Raw genomic sequence first — 18,361 nt, 5'->3', positions numbered from 1 at the left:
GGATACAAAAATGACTGATACTTTTTGGGCGTTTGTTGGGTTAGTTCTTTTTTTGGCTCTTTTGGTCTATTTTAAAATTCCGCAGATGGCTGTGAGCCATCTTGATGCGCGTGCAAAACGTATTAAAGATGAACTTGATGAAGCTCTTCGTCTTCGTGAAGAGGCACAGGAGTTGTTGGCAGAATATCAACGCAAACATGCAGAAGCGGAGAAGGATGCACAAGAAATTATTGCAGCAGCCAAGCATGAAGTTGCATCTGTAATTGCTGAGGCTCGTACAAAAGCAGAAGAATATGTAAAGAATCGCAATAAGTTGGCAGAGCAAAAAATTGCTCAAGCAGAAGCAGATGCGATACGCATGGTTTCTTCATCTGCTATTGATTTAGCAGTTTCTGTTGCTCGTACACTTATTGCCAAAGAATTAGATTCTAACAAAGCAAATGAACTTATTAAGGAGTCGCTTTGTGAACAATCCTTGACTAAAATGAAAACGTACTTTAATTAGCCGTAGTTTAGGTTGTGTAAGGAGTTTAGCTTTTTGCAGCATAATTCTTTTTTCGGGACCTAGTGCTTTATTTTTTTTAAATTTATCTTGCGATGTAAATTTATAGGCTTCATTAAGAAAGAACTCTCAAGTTTTTCTTTTATCTATCAAGGTAATAAGGTAAAATTAATAGGGTAGTTACTCTTTTTACCTTTATGAAGATACAAGATTTTCTCTTTATTTTATTGATGAGGGCAAAACATTACTAACTTCTCTTATCTTGAGAGATTTTATAAGAAACCTATTTACTCTTTTCCCCAAGAATTTTTATTCATATATCAACTTTTTTGTAAGGTATAAGAAGACCTTTGTTTATCATGAAGAGAGTTTAAAGTAAAAACTTCTGACTTATTTTGTGTTTTCATTTAAATATATAAAATGATAAATGATCATTATAAATCGGCATGTTATCTATTAATAAATTACAAGTAATCAGCCAAACAGGAATCTCCCAAGTGAAGTCAGATTATTTACATATCAATGTTGGTAGGAATTTTACTCCCTTAGTGCAAGAAAAAGACCAAACATGTCATTTACATTATAAGTTCTAAGGCGAATTAAGGTAGTTTTAAACTTTATGCTGAAATTTTCTCATAATGTTTTTTGTATTTAAGAGCCAGCATTTCCCAAAATAAAAGAGTTCTATTTTTTATTTTTTCGTTGAGAGAGGGGGGGGGAAGTTTTTAAACGACAAGTTTAGAGAAGTCTGCCACCGTTTGTGTTATAGTATGAATACGTCTAAGAAGAGCAAGACGATTAGAGCGAATATAAGCATCCTTATCATTTACCAATACTTTCTCGAAAAATGTATCAATAAATTTTCCAAGAGGTGCAAGTATATTGAGTGTTTGCGATAAACTTGTTACAGTGATGTTATCACCAATCTTGCTTTCTACTTCAATCATTGCTCTATAGAGTTGTTTTTCTTCTGTTTCAATAAAGAGTTCAGGATTAATATCGTTTATTATTATTGCACCTTTTTGCAATTCAGTTTCAAGAATATTTACGGTACGTTTTACAGCGGTTAAAAAGTTGTTTCCTTCACTTGTATTGATAAAAACAATAAGTGCCTCGACACGACGTGCAACGAATAAAAAATCATCAGCATCTTTATTTAAGACTGCTTCAAGGGCATCATAACGTGCACCTTCCTCTTTGAGATAGATTTTTAAACGTTCATGAAAAAAAACTAACAGATCCGATAAAATATATTCTATTTTTTCCAGAAAGAAATTTGGTGATTGCGTATCTTCTTGTTGAGATATCTTATATTTACTTTTTTGTTGTAAGAAAAAGTTCGCTGCCGAATGAAACAAAGGCATAAGATTAATTTTCCAGTCACGTGAAAGCACAAGCCTAATGATTCCTAATGCTGCTCGTCTTAAGGCATAAGGATCTTTAGAGCCGGTTGGTTTTTCATCGATGAGCCAAAAACAGACAATCGTATCAATTTTGTCAGCCAGTGCAACTGCTATAGCAAGAGGCTCTTGCGGAATACGATCTTTGGGTCCTAAGGGTTTATAGTGATCTTCAATTGCTTCAGCTATACGAGGATCTTCTCCTTGCAGAAGGGCATATCTTCGCCCCATAACCCCTTGTAATTCAGGAAACTCTCCTACAACTTCTGTTTGTAAATCAGCTTTTGCAAGAATTGCGGCACGTTTTGCTAAAAGAGGGTCAGCTTTCACAAAAGGTGCAATTTTTTGTGCGAGTGCAGCAATGCGCTCTACTCTTGCGCCTTGTGTACCTAATTTGGCATGGAAAGTGACATTTAAATGATCAAGTCGTGCCATTCTTTGATCGAGAGGTTTCTTTAAGTCAAGATCAAATTTTCTTACAGAAGATTCCAAGTTTTTGATATCGGGTAAATTATGTTGATCTGTTTGCCAAAAATAGAGTGCATCGGAAAGACGGGCACAGACGACTTTACTATTTCCCTTAGAAATTTCCTTACCTTCATCGCTTGCAAGGATATTAGAAACAAGAATAAAATAAGGAGAAAGTTGAATTTTTTCACCTTGCTTCCTCGTTACAAAACATTTTTGATTGGTCCGAATAGTTAAACGAATAATTTCTGGAGGAATATCAAGAAACGATTTGTCAAAACTTCCCATAAGCACAACAGGCCACTCAACAAGTCCCGCGATTTCTTCTAAGAGGGCATGATCTTGAACCAACTCTAAGCCATTTGCAAAACAAAGATTTTGAGCATCTGCCAAAATAATATTCTTTCGCCTTTCTGCATCAATGATGACTTTATGGGCTTCAAGTTTGCTATTATAATCTTCAAAACGTCGGATTTCGAGTGGTTCTCCGTCATTTAAGAAGCGATGGCCATAGGTTAGATTATTGCTTTTAAGAGAACCAATGGTAAATGGAATCACATGTGTTTCACCAATTTCTGGTCCGAAGATGCAGAGAATGTTCTGTAAAGAGCGAATCCATTTCAGAGCCCCACTTTTTTCTGAATCTTTTCCCCAGCGCATAGATTTTGGCCACGGAAAATTGCGAATAGTATTTGGTATAATCTCAGCAATAATTTCTTCTGCACACCGTCCTTTTTTGATGATTTTAGCGATATAAAAATCACCTTTTTTGCTATCATGTGCAATATGTGCTTCAGAAATATTATTGAGTCCTGTTGAGCGTAGAAATCCATCAATCACATATTGTGGTGATTTTGTACTTGGGCCTTTCCGTTCTTCATGGATATCTTTTGAATGTAGAGATAGACCACGTACATTTAACGTTAGCCGACGGGGTGTCCAATATTCACGGGCAGCTTTATAGGTTAAACCTGCATCAACAAGTTGATCCGTTACACATTTTTTTAGATCAGCAGCAGCTTTTCGTTGCATGCGTGCTGGGATTTCTTCGCTAAAAAGCTCAAGAAGAAGATCAGACATTAGGCTTCTCCTTTAGTGTATTGGCCTGCTTCTGTAAGTAAAAAGGCTTCACCACAGCGACGTGCAAGGTTACGAACGCGAAGTATATAACTTTGTCGCTCAGTTACAGAAATAACACCACGCGCTTGTAAAAGGTTAAAGATATGGCTGGCTTTAATACATTGGTCATAAGCGGGGAAAACACACAGATGTCGATCATTTTCATGATTTGGTTTCCCAGCTTCAAGAAGTGCACTACATTCATGTTCTGCATCGATAAAATGTCGCTGTAGAAGTTTTGTATCAGCAAATTCAAAATTATAGTATGAATATTCTTGTTCTGTTTGTAAAAAAATATCTCTATAACTTATTTTGTTTTGTCCATCTAAACCATTAAAGTTTAGATCATAGACGTTATCAACACCTTGGATATACATTGCTAGACGTTCAAGCCCATAGGTGATTTCTCCTGAAACTGGAGCGCATTCAATACCACAAACCTGTTGAAAATAAGTGAATTGAGAAATTTCCATTCCATCACACCAGCATTCCCACCCAAGCCCCCAAGCACCTAATGTTGGGCTTTCCCAATCATCTTCAACAAAACGAATATCATGAAGTTTTGTGTCAAGACCAATGGTTTGCAGCGATTTGATATAAAGTTCTTGTAAATTGGGGGGCGAAGGTTTGAGAAGGACTTGGAATTGATAATAATGCTGTAAACGATTTGGATTTTTACCATATCGCCCGTCTGTTGGACGTCGAGAAGGCTGGACGTAAGCGACTTTCCAAGGGCGTGGTCCCAAAGAGCGCAGTGTTGTGGATGGGTGAAAAGTTCCAGCTCCCACTTCCATATCATAGGATTGCAAAATTGCGCATCCATAATGAGCCCAATAATTTTGTAAAGTTAAGATAAGTCCCTGAAAAGAACGTTTGGGATTGAGATGTTCAGGCAATTTCACACTTTATACTCTTTTAATTATTTAATTCATAGACAGCGACCAAAGGAAATTCAGTCTTTATGGTTGTTTATTGTTTCATGTGTTTATGGTCAAGCATCGATATTTAATGTAAGCCAAATTTCAATTTTTTTCGGATTTTTACAGAATCTTTTGCTTCTCCATCAATTGCATGATTCCACTGAAAAATTGCTTCACGCTTGCGTCCAATTTGCCAATAGGCATCACCTAAATGATCATTTAATGTAGGATCTTCCGGTTGTAATTTGACAGCATTTTCTAAAATTTGAACGGCTTTGTTATATTGTTTAAGCTTGTAGTAAGCCCATCCTAGAGAGTCCAAGATATAACTATTTTTCGATTGTAATGTAGAGGCTTTTTGCAACATGTGGAGCGATTCCTCAAGTTTCTGACCACGATCAACGAGTGAATAGCCTAGATAATTAAGAACTTGCGGTTGATTGGGGAAAAATTCAAGTGCTTTTCGCAGATCAATCTCGGCTTTTTTCCATTGATCCAAATGTTCAAAAGCAATTCCACGTTGATAAAAAAGCTTCCAATCATCTCGTTGAAAATTTTTTATCTGTGCAATAGCATGATCCAGCGTTTTGGTAGCTTCTAAAAATTTATTATCTTGTATATAAAAAGCAGTTAACGTTATCAAAATGGAGCGATCATTGGGGAATTTTTTTCTTAACGAGGTGAGTAATTTGATAGCTTCTTTGTAATTATTATTTTTTGCAAGCAGAAATGCAAGTTGAAGCTGCCCATCTCTATAATAAGGAGATTTAGGTGACAAAGCGCGATAAAGTTTAATTGCTTGATAAGGATTATCTAATTGGGCAGAAATATGCGCGAGTTGGAATAGTGTTGCATCATTTTGAGGGTATAAGGTGAAAGATAATTGTTTGAAAATACGTGCGATTTGTCCGGAGTTTCTGTAGTTGAGAGCTGTACCAAAGTTATACAACACTTCACCTGCTCCCTGTTGGGGAGTTTTAACCAACCTTTCTAAGGAAGCACCTTTTTCAATTTTTTCTCGGATATTTTTAAGGACTTCTCGGCCTGACAACATTTGTTCAGCATGCTGAATTGTTTGAAGAGCCTGATTACGCATGTTATGACGCAATTGGAATGAGGCGTAAGCTATCACAATACGCTCATAGGTGTTAGGGGCTATAAGGTTTCCCTGTTTGTTATTGAGAGCTTGTATAAAATATTTTTTAGCATCTTCTGCGTGTTCTGCAAGGTCATTCATAAGCGCGAGATGATAATGTATAAAAAGATTATACCAGATAGGCCCTTTAACCTTTTCAAGATTAGCAATTGCTTGAGACTTTTGTCCAGATCCAAATGTAATCCATGCACCGATGAGTTTAGGTATTGGATTATTAAGAGCAGGAGGTTCTTTTAATTGTAAAAAAAGTTGGGCATTTTTATAGTCTTTTTTTATGAGACTTTCTACCGATAACGTCAAGGACACAAAGGGAGTTATAACACCTTGCTCTTTAAGTTTTTGTGCTTGCTGAACAGCTTCTTTAAAATTTCCAAGTGAAAGCATGGCTTCCAGGAGTTCTTTTTGAGTTTCAATATTACCAGGTTTGTAGGCGAGAGCTTGTTTAAAATAATTGATAGCAAGATCTGTTCTATTTTCATGTTTTGCAACTCTTCCAGCTAAATAGGCACCTGTAAATGAGGTTGTATTTACCGGAGCGTTTATTTTGCTGTAAGTGGCTGATGGCATCAGCATGATACCCGCAATAAAGCACACCAAAAGGCGGAATACTGTTGCATTGCACATAATAGAGCCAATCCTTTTCAAGACAATCAATCGATTGTATGGTTTATAAATCATTTCCAATTATTTTGTTGAACAATATCATGATTCTTGCAAAGAATCAGTTGACACGTGCAATACAAAAATCAATAGCCTCAACAAGAGCATTGTGAGCAGGACTTTTCTTCATGGGAGCAAGCACATCTATTGCACGCATTCCATAAAGATGGGCTTGTTTTATTGTATCTGTGAGGCTGTCATATTTTTTTATTAAGTGTTGTGCATGTACGAAGGCTTCATTATCGTTATTGCCGTTTTCAAGAGCTTGTTTCCAGAATGTTTTTTCCACTGTATTACTGCGTGCATATGCGAGGATAACAGGCATTGTGATTTTTCCCTCTCTAAAATCATCTCCAATATTTTTTCCCAAATGTTTAGCAGAACCACCATAGTCAAGCGCATCATCAATCAATTGGAAAGCGAGTCCTAAAAATGTTCCATATTCACGTAGCGCAGAACGCTCTTTTTCACCATAGCCAGCAATAATTGGTCCAACTTCAGCGGCAGCTGAAAAAAGTGCTGCTGTTTTTGCGTTGATAACTTTAAGATAATCTGAAGCACTGGTTTCAATATTTCTTGCGGCAGAAAGTTGCATCACTTCTCCCTCAGCAATAATTACAGCAGCGTTTGCAAGGACAGAGAGTGCTTCTATAGAACCAACATCAACCATCATCTTAAAAGCTTGTCCCAACAAAAAATCACCCACAAGTACGCTTGCTTGATTTCCCCAAATCATTCGTGCGGTAGATTTTCCACGTCGTAAATCACTTTCATCAATCACATCATCATGTAATAAAGTTGCTGTGTGCATAAATTCAACGGCTGTGGCAAGTCTTATATGTCCCTCATCTTTGTAATCGAACATATGAGCAGAAGCTAATGTGATCATTGGGCGTAACCGTTTTCCACCTGATGAAATAAGATGATTGGAAATTTCAGGAATCATTTCAACTTCTGATTTTGCCATAGAGAGGATAAATTGATTTACACGCTCCATATCATTTTGGGTAAGATTAATGAGGGATTGTAGGGACACTTGATTATCTTGTGTTTGATCTAGTTTTGTAGCTACGCTCAATATGTTGACTCCTAAGAGTATTAAAATGGACATCTATGAATTCTATTTTTTATAGAAGATTAGCATAAAGTGGGTTTTGTTTTGACTCAAGTCTTTGATACTGCTTTAAAGCGCAAACTTTTGATAATATGTACAAGGGTATATTTTAAAAGCTTGTATAATGTTATTTCTATGAGGTTTAAAGAAAGAATTTGCAACAGCTTTGTTTAAATAGTCATTGAGAAAAAAAGCTCAGTTTATAATGGAATATTAGGCTTTCAAATGGATAAAATGGCGAATCAGCATGATGAAACAATAGACAGTTTTCATCGTGGGAGGTTTTATTTGGTTCAACCACGTAGATATGGCCATCGCTCTGGGATGGACGCTATGTTATTAGCCAGTTTGGTCCCCACTCATTTAAAGGGCAAGGTTGTTGATTTGGGAGCAGGGGCTGGTGCGGCAGGGTTGGCTGTTATTTCGCGTTGTCCGCAAGCTCATGTTACATTGGTTGAACGCTCACCTTTTATGGTCACTTATGCACAAAAAACACTTATGCTAAAACAAAATGAAAAATTTGCTGGGCGGGTTTGTTTGTTAAAGGCAGATGTTACTTTGAAAGGAAAAAATCGTTTAAAAGCAGGATTGATGGATTATTCTTTTGATTTTGCCATTATGAATCCACCTTTTAACAATCCTACAGATCGCAAAACACCTGATCAACAAAAGTCTGAGGCACATGTTATGCCTGAAGCAATGTTTGATCATTGGTTTCGAAGTGCAGCAGCAATTGTTAAGCCAAGTGGTTATTTAGGAGTAATCGCACGTCCGCAATCACTAAATGATATTTTACATGCTTTAGAAGGTCGCTTTGGTGGTATCTGTATCATTCCCATTCATGCACGTGCAACAACATCGGCAATTCGTATTTTATGTTATGCAAAACGGGGAAGCAGAGCGGCTTTATCCATTTTACCGGCAGTGGTTATACATGAAGGTGAGGGACATGCTTTTTCACCGCGGATTGATGCAATCAATAATGGATGTATAAGTTTGTGGGAACTTTTTAAATGATATCTTGTGTTTTCCAGTTTATTGCTTAAATTTAGAATAATGCTTTATTTCTTTAAGGAGGACTGTAATTTTATATGAAATTTTATTTCTAGTTGTAATGTGGGGGTTGATTGGTGCTTTTGGATGTTATAGCGTTCTTCCTTTCTGTTGTCCTTGCATATATGATTTACTTAATTTATAAGGAGATTTTGTTTTGATGGACGTTATCAAAAGTCTTATTCCGTCCCGTTTTTTTTCTAGTCAACTTGTAATTCCTGTGGTGCGCCTTCATGGGGCGATTATGGATTCTACGACATCAATAGCACGTACACTTTCTTTGGGGAAATGTGCGAATCTTTTAGACAAGGCTTTTGCATACAAAAAAGCACCGGCGGTTGCAATTGTTATAAATTCTCCTGGCGGTTCGCCGGTGCAATCGCGTTTTATTTTCAAGCGTATTCGTGATTTAGCAGAGGAAAAAAAGAAACGGGTTCTTGTCTTTATTGAAGATGTAGCTGCATCAGGTGGTTATATGATTGCTTGTGCGGGGGATGAGATTTTTGCTGATCCTTCTTCGGTTGTTGGTTCTATAGGGGTTGTTTCTTCTTCTTTTGGTTTTCCTGAACTTTTGAAGAAAATAGGTGTGGAGCGGCGCGTTTATACAGCAGGAAAGAACAAGGTTACACTCGATCCATTTCAGCCTGAAAAGAAAGCCGATATTGAGCATTTAAAGTCTCTGCAACTTGAAGTTCATCAAACTTTTATTGATTTGGTTAAAGAGCGTCGTGCAGAAAAATTATCAAATGATCCAGATATTTTTACAGGAATGTTTTGGAGTGGAAAGAAAGGAGTCGAGCTTGGCCTTGTCGATGGACTAAACGATATACGCTCTGTTATTAAAGAGCGGTTTGGAGATGACACAAAGCTTCGATTAATTACGCCTCCAAAAAGCCTTTTAGGACTTAAAATTCCTTCGGGAATTACTTCTCATGCCGCTTATACAGTAGCTGACAGTGCATTGACGGCATTAGAAGAGCGTGCGCTTTGGCAACGTTATGATTTATGACAGAAAATGCAATTTGATAGATGTTCAACGGGGTAAGTAATTTTTTCTAAAAGTGGTTCTGAAAAGGAATATACTTGAATGATACGGATGATTGCATTCAGTTTATTGTGTATAATAACTCTTCATGCTTATTGTTCTTTTAGGAAACGGTTACAGAAGATATTACAGAGAGAAGGGAGGAAAGAATCTAAGAGCAACACAAAACAACGGGGGACATTGGTAAAGGATTCCAGCACAGGTGAATATTACGTCAGATGATATTGGATGTACAAGCTTCATTCAAAGGTTATTCTTATATAGTAACACCTATTAAGTTGAATTTAGCTTTACATGTTGTTGGCCAGCATACTAATGGTTATCATTTATTAGAAAGTTTGGTCTATTTTAGCCTGTGTGGTGATCATTTAGCTTATGCACCTTGTGAACATGATAACTTTGTTTTAACCGGTCCGTTTGCAAAGGACCTTGTGTTTGATGCAAACAATTTGGTTATTCGTGCACGTGATTTTATGCACACGACATTTCCTGAAAGTGCTAAGCCGGCTTTTTTTCAACTTGTTAAAACACTTCCTGTTGCTTCAGGCATTGGTGGTGGTTCAGGTGATGCTGCTGGTGTTTTAAGCATGTTGCGTACACATTGGAAACTTAACTGTTCTTGTGAAAAATTAGCAGAAATGAGCTTAATTCTTGGTGCTGATGTGCCAATGTGCCTTTTTGCATTAGAATATCAGCAGCCGCTTTTTGTGAAAGGCATTGGCCAAGATATTACCCCAATAAAGGAGGCTTGTTCTCTTGCTATGGTATTAGTGAATCATGGACAACAGGTTGCAACAAGAGCTGTTTTTGAAGTTTTGCAAAGGCACAATAACTCTTCTCTGAAAATTGATTCAGAAGCTTTGAAAACAGTTGACACATTGGTTGAAGCTTTAAAAGAAACGCGTAATGATCTTTTTGCCCCTGCTTTAAAAATTGCTCCTCAATTAACACAAGTATTATCTACATTAGATGAATGTGGTTCTCTTTTTTCTCGTATGTCTGGGTCGGGGGCAACTTGCTTTGGTATTTTTAAAGATCAACAAACCGCCCAACAGGCAGCGCTTTTTATCAAATCGATACATCCAGATTGGTTTGTGAAAGCTATCATGACTTCAGGAAAAATTTAAGAAATAAGTATGAAGGTAAGAGGTTTTGTTTGGCTGTTATATGTGATGGGGAGTAATAGAATGTGTGTTTTTTGTTTTTCCGATTAAATATATACGTGCTAAAATAGTTTTTTAGAAGAGGAGTTTGGTATTGTGCATAAGCCTCCATCATTGAGTTCTTTGTATTTGTGGTTTATCAAACATGTCTAATTTACCGCTTCAGCCAAATTTTTCATGTGAATTGGATTTGCAAAACCAAGGTTTTTTTCATATAGCCGGTGTTGATGAAGTAGGACGTGGTCCTCTTGCCGGGCCGGTAGTAACAGCAGCAGTTATTTTGGATAAAGAGCATATTCCTCACGGGCTCAATGATTCAAAAAAATTGTCTCTTTTACAACGTAAAAAATTATACAGTGAAATTTTACAAAATGCTTTAGCGATTTCAATTTCTAGTCTTTGTGCTCATACGATTGATCAGTCCAATATTAGACAAGCAACTTTAGAAGCAATGCGCTGCTGTATTACAGGATTAGCAGTTCCAGCTCATTATGCACTTATTGATGGACGAGATATTCCTTCTGGACTACCGTGTCCAGCCACTTCTTTGATTAAGGGTGATCAGCGTTCGGTTTCAATCGCAGCAGCATCTATTATTGCCAAAGTAACGCGGGATCGAATGATGGAATATGTAGGGCAAATTTATCAAGGTTATGGTTTAGAGAAGCATGTAGGTTATGCGACGAAAGTGCATCGTGCTGCTCTTGATAAATATGGGCCAATTGTGAGATTACATCGTTATAGTTTTGCACCACTTAAAGGGCGCTGTAAGAATGGTGTTTTATGACAATTCTTCCTCTCAAGAGTGCTTCGATAAAGGAGGCCGTTACATTTCTTGAACAGGGAAGATTAGTGGCTCTGCCAACAGAAACTGTTTACGGATTGGCGGGAGATGCAACCAATGGGAGGAGCGTATCATCTATTTTTTCCATAAAGAGGCGCCCACAATTCAATCCTCTTATTGCGCATGTCAGCAGTATCGACATGGCAGAGAGATATGTTGAAATTGATTTTCTTTCGCGTTTATTAATGGAGGTATTTTGGCCAGGACCTTTGACATTGGTTCTCCCTTTAAAAGCACAGCATAATATACACCCTTTAACCACTGCTGGTTTGAATACGTTGGCTGTTCGTTTTCCAAATGGTCCTTTTGCAGAAGTTGTAGAATGTTTTGGTCGACCTCTAGCTGCTCCAAGTGCAAATCAATCAGGGCGTCTTAGTCCCACGTCTGCTGAAGCTGTTTTTGCATCTTTAGGGAGATCTGTTCCTTTGATACTTGATGGAGGAGTTTGCAAAATAGGAATTGAATCGACAATTATTAAGGTTTGTGGTGAAAATATTTATCTTTTGCGCCCTGGAGGGCTTGCGGCGCAAAATATTGAAGAAGTTGCTAGGAAATCATTAAAACGAATAGATCAGCAGACTGAGATTGAGGCACCAGGTATGTTAAAGTCGCATTATGCACCAAATGCTATGATGCGTTTGAATGTAAACAAGGTGGAAAGTGGTGAAGCACTTTTAGCATTTGGGAGGAAGCGCGTTATGGGGGTTGAAAATGCCGTTTCTGTTTTAAATCTTAGTGAGAGTGGACAATTAGAAGAGGCAGCCTTCCATCTCTTTCAATATATGAGTGAATTGGATTCATTGAAGGTGAGATCTATTGCAGTAGAACCTATCCCATTATACGGTTTAGGTGAGGCTATTAATGATCGTCTTATACGTGCTGCGGCTCCAAAGGAGAAATGAAGATGGAGCAGGAATTAATTGAGAAATTTACAAAAATTGTTGGTATTGGACACGCTATAACAGATCAAGCGTTAATTACACCCTATTTATTTGAAGAACGTGGACTTTTTCATGGAAAAACCCCCTTACTTTTACGTCCATCTTCTACTGTAGAAATATCGTCGATTATGCAGCTTGCGAGCCAAACGCGCACATCAATTGTACCTCAGGGGGGGAATACAGGTCTTGTCGGTGGTCAACAACCAGATGAGAGTGGAAACAGTATTCTTTTATCCATGGAACGATTGAATAAGGTGCGATGTATAAATCTTGAGGGTAATTTTGCTGTAGTGGAAGCTGGAGTGATTTTACAAGACTTACAGAAAAAAGCAGATGAATTAGATCGTTTTTTTCCTCTTTCTTTGGCTTCAGAAGCGTCCTGCCAGATAGGGGGAAATCTTTCATCTAACGCTGGAGGGACGGCTGTTTTGGCTTATGGCAATATGCGTGAACTTTGTCTTGGTTTGGAAGTTGTTTTGCCTGATGGACGCCTTTTAGATGATTTGCGTTTTGTCAAGAAAGACAATAGCGGGTATGATTTGAAAAATCTTTTCATTGGTGCAGAAGGAACACTAGGAGTTATAACAGCAGCGGTTTTAAAGCTTTTTCCAAAACCTAAAGGGCAAGCCGTAGCTTTGGTGGGGCTATGTAGCCCAGAGACGGCTCTTGAGTTTTTATCTCTCGCACAATGTTATGGAGGAGGGATGTTGACGGGTTTTGAGTTGATGGGAAAACTCAGCTTGAAGATGGCTTTAGATTATAAGTTGTGTGAGAGATCTCCTCTTGAGCGTGAGCATGAATGGTATGTATTGATTCATCTTTCTTCATTACAAAGTGAGGATGAGGCATTATCGGTGCTCAGTATTATTTTGGAAGAGTCCTTACAGAATACTGTCATAGAGGATGCAGTTGTTGCGCAATCTTTAAAGCAACAAGATTTTTTTTGGCAATTGCGTGAAGCCATATCACCAGCACAGAAGTTAGCGGGAGGATCCATTAAGCATGATATTGCCGTTCCACTTGCTTCCATTCCTGATTTTATTTCTGAGGCAGCACATGTTGTTGAAGAAATTTCTCCAGGTGCGCGGATAGTTTGTTTTGGACATATGGGCGATGGAAATTTACACTATAATATTACGCAGCCTATTGGCGCTGATCCTAAAGCCTTTTTGCGTTTATGGTCACAAATGAACCAGGGCATTCATAGTTTAGTGATGCACTATCAAGGTGCTTTTTCTGCTGAGCATGGAATTGGTCAACTGAAACGTGGGGAACTTCGTACTTTCAAATCACCTGTTGCAGTAGAAATTATGCAAGGAATTAAACAAGTGCTCGATCCTTTAGGGATTATGAACCCTGGAAAAGTTTTATAATTTAAGAAATATGAATAGGTTATGTGTTTCTGTTTAGACTTTGATAACCAAAAAAGAAACCAGTTGTTTTTTATTCAATATTTTAATAATCCAATGAGGAAAAGCTGTTAAAGGGAGTATATTATTAAGATAAATTGGGACACTGTATATGGCTAATCAATGCTTTAATCAGGCAAAAGCGGTGCTTGAATTTCGGTTAGATCCGTGCCATTTGCCACAAACAACGACATATTTTTCATCAAAAACGGGCAACAAAATAATTTGTTCGTTAAGTGATCGCGGTGTTTTTTTTACAATGGATACACCCTCAAGTTTATCCCATTTAATGCCCTCTTATCATTTCAAAGGCATTGCGGCACGCACTGTAAAAATGCATTCAGGAGAGAGAGCAGTTGCATTAGAACTTCTGCATAAGGATGAGGAAGCGTGCATTCCACTTTTAGTATCTAGAGATTTGAATAATGTTCTTCTAGATTGGCGGTTGTGGGCAGATACTTATGATCTTCCTATGCTTATGATCAATGAAGATAATCGTGTCATAGTTGTAAAAGATCGTTCTGATTTACGTCGTTTTTTTTGTACCACGTCGCATTCTAAGCAAAAGCATTTCTCACTTCGTTATAGCAATCCGTTAGGTTTGCGTTTGGTGATTGCGAATCGGATTGCGCTACGATAAATATTGCGGTGTATTCATTTTTTTCTATTATACCGCTATATGAAGCTATTCTGCATTTTTGAGAGTTTTGTTTGGCAAATATATTATTTAGCAATCATTTACATGATATGTTTTTTCTATTGTAGTAGCAGCAATACTTTTTTCCGAGGTAGTTAAGTTATTGGTTTTAATGATATGGGAACACTTTCTTGATGCAAAGGCAATAACAGAACATAATTTTTGTTTTATCTATTTTGTGATAGATGTGAGTACAAGAAAATTTATCGTTTTTCACAGTGACGAAAATTACGGAACGCTTAGCAGATTGATTGCTGCATATTATCTTAAATAAGATGATGAAATCATAAAAAAGAAATGCTCAAAGGATTTAAACTTTTTGTGCCATGGCTCTCCATCCAATATCGCGGCGAACAAAGCCTTCGGGCCAATCAATACAATCGACAGCTTCATAGGCGCGTTTTTGTGCATGCATAACAGTTTCTCCCGTTGCTGTTATATTTAAAACACGTCCACCATTGGCAATGAGTTCTCCATTGCGCAATAGAGTACTAGCTTGAAAAACTTTCACATCAGACATTGCGTTTACTTTCTCAAGATTACGGATAACAGTACCTTTTTGTGGAGAATCTGGGTAACCTTTGGCGGCCATAACAACAGTCAAAGCAGTTTTTTCAGACCATTGAAATTTTTTTCGTTCAAGATTTCCTTGCGCAGCTGCAAGAAGTATGGGGAGGATATCATCTTTAAGACGCATCATTAAAACCTGACATTCAGGATCACCGAATCGCACGTTAAACTCAATAAGTTCAGGCCCTTTTTGTGTTATCATCAATCCAACGAAAAGAACGCCTTTAAAGGGAGTTCCCAGTGTATTCATGCTGCATAGAGCTGGTTCAACAATTTCTTTAAGAGCACGATTAATCATTTCTTCAGTCATGATAGGCGCTGGTGAATAAGCGCCCATGCCACCGGTATTTGCTCCAGTATCACCATCCCCCACCCGTTTATGATCTTGTGCAGAACCAAAGGGCAGAACAACTTGACCATCACAAAGACAGAAGAAGCTTGCTTCCTCACCTTCAAGGAAAGATTCTACAACAATTTTTTTTCCCACATCGCAGGAGGGATTTTTGAAACAGGCATCAACAGCATGAAATGCTTCTTCTATGGTTGTTGCAACAACAACACCTTTACCAGCAGCTAAGCCATCAGCCTTAATAACAATAGGAACGCCTTGTTGATAAATATAAGCTTTGGCTTTTGCAGAATCATCAAAGCATTGATAAGATGCTGTAGGTATATTATTTTTACGGCATAGATCTTTTGTAAAAGCTTTTGAGCCTTCTAGCTGAGCAGCTTTTTGAGTCGGTCCAAATACACAGATATTAGCCTTATTAAGGGAGTCTGTTATGCCAGCAACAAGTGGTGCTTCTGGTCCAACAACTACAAGATCAATAGAATGTATTTTACAAAAGTCAACAATAAGAGAATGGTCATCAATGTTTAAATCAACATTTTCACCATGTTCTCCTGTTGCAGGATTTCCAGGAGAACAATATAATTTTGTTAGCAGTGGTGATGCTGCTATTTTCCATGCTAAAGCATGTTCTCGTCCGCCTGAGCCGATAAGAAGGATGTTCATTGTTTGCTCCTATCATAGAAGATGATTAAATGATTCCTGTCATAAGAATGAAATGCCTCTATCGCAAGACTAAAGGTAAAATTATTTGATGAAAAAAAGTAAAAATATTGCACATATTCAATCCTGTGAGAATCAGGGACGAGTGATGGATGCATCTTCCAAACAGTGGGTTTATCGTTTTCTGCCTCCTTCTGTATGGTTTTATGCTCAATTAGCACGTTGGGATAGGCCTATCGGTTGGCAATTATTGATGTGGCCTTGTTTTTGGTCCACAACGATGGCTTTTCTCTCTTATGAAATGTATCCATTACCTCTTTTATCAGTGTTATTGCATTGGTTTTGGTATTTGTTGCTGTTCATATTAGGCTCCATAGCGATGCGGGGGGCAGGCTGTACCTGGAACGATCTTGTCGATCATCAAATTGATGCACAGGTAGAGAGAACACGTTCTCGTCCATTGCCAACAGGTCATGTAAGTCGGTTTCAAGCAAAGCTTTTTATATTGATACAATGTGTGGTTGGTTTAGCTATTTTATCACAGTTTAATAGGTACAGTTTTTTTTTAGGGATTTCGTCATTGGTAGCAGTTGCGTTTTATCCTTTTATGAAACGCATAACATATTGGCCACAGTTTTTTTTAGGTATTGCATTTAATTGGGGAGCATTAATGGGGTGGGCAGTTGTATGGGGAAGTTTGAGTTGGTCACCAATTTTACTTTATATGGGATCCATTTTATGGACGATAGGTTATGATACAATTTATGCGCATCAAGATAAAGAGGATGATGCAACGGTTGGCGTACGTTCCACAGCCCTTCTCTTTGGTGAAGGTACCAAGCGCGCTTTGGTATTTTTATATAGCGGTTTTGTAGTGCTCATCAGTTTAGCATTCTATTTAGCAAAAGTTCCTTTTATTAGTTTTTTAGGGATTTTTTTAGCAAGTATTCATATGTTTATTCAAATTAAAGTGATTGATATCAATGACAGTTCACAATGTCTAAAGCTTTTCAAATCGAATTCATTTATTGGTTTTGTAATTTTTGCTGGTTTAGTATGCGGTGGTATATGGATGATGTTTTCTTCTGCGGTTTAACAACAAATTTAAAAATAACATTATGTATTACGTCATGTTGAAATGGATATTTATCATAGGATATTGAAAATAAAAGCCCGAGTTTATTGACTTTGAAATTTATTATCCCCGATTCTTTTCAGAGTCTATCTGCATTTGACAGATAAATTTTATTTTTAAGCTCTATTTAAACATTCCTGATTATCTTACTAAAGGCTAGATAAGTTTAGTTTTAATCTTTACAACTTTAATCTTTTTTCAAGCTCTAGAATAAGAAAAAGATTTTTATCAACCAAGTTTCTTATAGAAAGAGAAAAAATGCTCTCTCACTGTATCAATGTCCAATCTTTACTTTGCAAAGAATTGTTTCATTGTTATGAGAATAAGTTCTTTAATAACAATGAAATTTTGGAGAATTAGGGATAAAGTTTTTGTCTTTGCCAATCATTTTGTTCAACACAATCGCGTGTAAAGAGAAGACGGTCATGTAAACGAAATGGGCGATCACGCCAGAATTCGATAGAAAGGGGTTTAACGCGAAATCCAGACCAATAAGGTGGGCGTGGGATATTCCCTAATGCATAACGTGTTGTATATTGAGCAATTGCTTTTTTGAGGACAAAAGGATTTTCTAATGGTCGAGATTGTTTAGAAGCCCACGCACCAATTTGACTTCCACGTGGACGTGATTGAAAATATGCATCAGCTTCTTGCACACTGACTTTTTCAACAATTCCTCGAATTCTAACCTGACGGCGCAACGATTTCCAGTGAAAACCTAAGGAGGCTTTCATTGATTTTAAAATTTCTTGCCCCTTTTGGCTTTCATAATTGGTATAAAAAACAAAACCTTGGGGATTATAATCTTTGAGAAGCACCATACGAACATTAGGCAATCCTGTTTCGTCAACGGTTGCTAACGCCATGGCGTTAGGATCATTTATCTCATGCATTTTTGCTTCTTCAAGCCACTTTGCGAAAAGGATAAAAGGTTTTTGCATTTCCATAAAATCATCATCTGTTTGTACTTTATTGTCCATAATATCTCCAAATGTCCGTGGGTATGAGTGAAAAGCTCGTTAATTTGTTTTGTCATTAAGAAATAAAGCACTATTTTTTCTTACTGTAAAAACAATCACATCATATACTATTATAGTATCCTTATCATTTTTGTCTTTAGTATAGGATATAGTGAGATAAATGAAATAAAATG

Annotated in this window: 15 protein-coding genes; 9 read left to right on the top strand and 6 right to left on the bottom strand. The window is 37.4% G+C overall.

Features of this window, described 5'->3' with window-relative positions; translation table 11 throughout:
* The first annotated feature begins 10 nt into the window (after positions 1–10).
* Entirely contained in the window at positions 11–505 is a 495-nt protein-coding gene (locus tag ABD909_RS05975; protein WP_345097046.1) for a F0F1 ATP synthase subunit B, read from the top strand.
* A 722-nt stretch (positions 506–1,227) separates the two neighbouring features.
* On the opposite strand, the gene glyS is transcribed toward ABD909_RS05975, so the two are convergent.
* From glyS to ABD909_RS05955, 4 genes are all read right to left on the bottom strand, one after another.
* A complete protein-coding gene (gene glyS, locus ABD909_RS05970) occupies positions 1,228–3,450 on the bottom strand; it encodes a glycine--tRNA ligase subunit beta (protein ID WP_345097045.1) in 2,223 nt (740 codons plus the stop codon).
* Entirely contained in the window at positions 3,450–4,391 is a 942-nt protein-coding gene (locus ABD909_RS05965; protein WP_345097044.1) for a glycine--tRNA ligase subunit alpha, read from the bottom strand. Before ABD909_RS05965 ends, glyS begins: the two co-directional genes overlap by 1 nt.
* 103 nt (positions 4,392–4,494) lie before the next feature.
* Positions 4,495–6,189, bottom strand: a complete 1,695-nt coding sequence (locus tag ABD909_RS05960; RefSeq protein ID WP_345097108.1) for a tetratricopeptide repeat protein — start codon at positions 6,187–6,189, stop codon at positions 4,495–4,497.
* A gap of 97 nt (positions 6,190–6,286) precedes the next feature.
* Positions 6,287–7,303 carry a polyprenyl synthetase family protein gene (locus tag ABD909_RS05955; RefSeq protein ID WP_345097043.1) on the bottom strand — a complete coding sequence of 339 codons (1,017 nt, stop codon included), beginning with the start codon at positions 7,301–7,303 and terminating at the stop codon, positions 6,287–6,289.
* Positions 7,304–7,564: 261 nt separating this feature from the next.
* On the opposite strand from ABD909_RS05955, the gene ABD909_RS05950 reads away from it, so the two are divergent.
* The 7 genes from ABD909_RS05950 (at position 7,565) to ABD909_RS05920 (ending at position 14,434) form a co-directional block, all read left to right on the top strand.
* Entirely contained in the window at positions 7,565–8,356 is a 792-nt protein-coding gene (locus ABD909_RS05950; RefSeq protein ID WP_345097041.1) for a tRNA1(Val) (adenine(37)-N6)-methyltransferase, read from the top strand.
* Between the two features lie 196 nt (positions 8,357–8,552).
* On the top strand, positions 8,553–9,401 hold the full coding sequence (locus ABD909_RS05945; protein WP_345097040.1) for a S49 family peptidase: 849 nt from the start codon (positions 8,553–8,555) through the stop codon (positions 9,399–9,401).
* Between the two features lie 254 nt (positions 9,402–9,655).
* On the top strand, positions 9,656–10,564 hold the full coding sequence (locus ABD909_RS05940; RefSeq protein WP_345097039.1) for a 4-(cytidine 5'-diphospho)-2-C-methyl-D-erythritol kinase: 909 nt from the start codon (positions 9,656–9,658) through the stop codon (positions 10,562–10,564).
* Positions 10,565–10,745: 181 nt separating this feature from the next.
* Complete coding sequence (locus ABD909_RS05935; RefSeq protein ID WP_345097038.1) at positions 10,746–11,387, top strand: ribonuclease HII; 642 nt, start codon at positions 10,746–10,748, stop codon at positions 11,385–11,387.
* A complete protein-coding gene (locus tag ABD909_RS05930; RefSeq protein WP_345097037.1) occupies positions 11,384–12,346 on the top strand; it encodes an L-threonylcarbamoyladenylate synthase in 963 nt (320 codons plus the stop codon). The genes ABD909_RS05935 and ABD909_RS05930 overlap by 4 nt, the downstream gene beginning before the upstream one ends.
* A 2-nt stretch (positions 12,347–12,348) precedes the next feature.
* Positions 12,349–13,758, top strand: a complete 1,410-nt coding sequence (locus ABD909_RS05925) for an FAD-binding oxidoreductase (RefSeq protein WP_345097036.1) — start codon at positions 12,349–12,351, stop codon at positions 13,756–13,758.
* Positions 13,759–13,906: 148 nt separating this feature from the next.
* Positions 13,907–14,434: a DUF6101 family protein gene (locus ABD909_RS05920; RefSeq protein ID WP_345097035.1), complete on the top strand. Its 528-nt coding sequence runs from the start codon at positions 13,907–13,909 to the stop codon at positions 14,432–14,434.
* 367 nt (positions 14,435–14,801) lie between these two features.
* On the opposite strand, the gene purD is transcribed toward ABD909_RS05920, so the two are convergent.
* The gene (gene purD, locus ABD909_RS05915; protein WP_345097034.1) at positions 14,802–16,076 is read right to left on the bottom strand and encodes a phosphoribosylamine--glycine ligase; all 1,275 of its coding nucleotides are present in this window, start codon (positions 16,074–16,076) and stop codon (positions 14,802–14,804) included.
* 88 nt (positions 16,077–16,164) lie between these two features.
* On the opposite strand from purD, the gene ubiA reads away from it, so the two are divergent.
* Positions 16,165–17,169 (top strand): 4-hydroxybenzoate octaprenyltransferase, encoded by a 1,005-nt coding sequence (gene ubiA / locus ABD909_RS05910; protein ID WP_345097033.1) that lies wholly within the window; start codon positions 16,165–16,167, stop codon positions 17,167–17,169.
* Positions 17,170–17,564: 395 nt separating this feature from the next.
* Here the strand turns inward: ubiA and pdxH are convergent, their stop codons facing one another.
* Entirely contained in the window at positions 17,565–18,188 is a 624-nt protein-coding gene (pdxH, locus tag ABD909_RS05905) for a pyridoxamine 5'-phosphate oxidase (protein ID WP_345097032.1), read from the bottom strand.
* Positions 18,189–18,361 lie beyond the last annotated feature (173 nt).

Source organism: Bartonella acomydis, assembly GCF_039543025.1.
Classification (GTDB): domain Bacteria; phylum Pseudomonadota; class Alphaproteobacteria; order Rhizobiales; family Rhizobiaceae; genus Bartonella; species Bartonella acomydis.
Note: the sequence above shows the minus strand (reverse complement) of the source record. Positions and strands in the feature narration are given on the sequence as shown.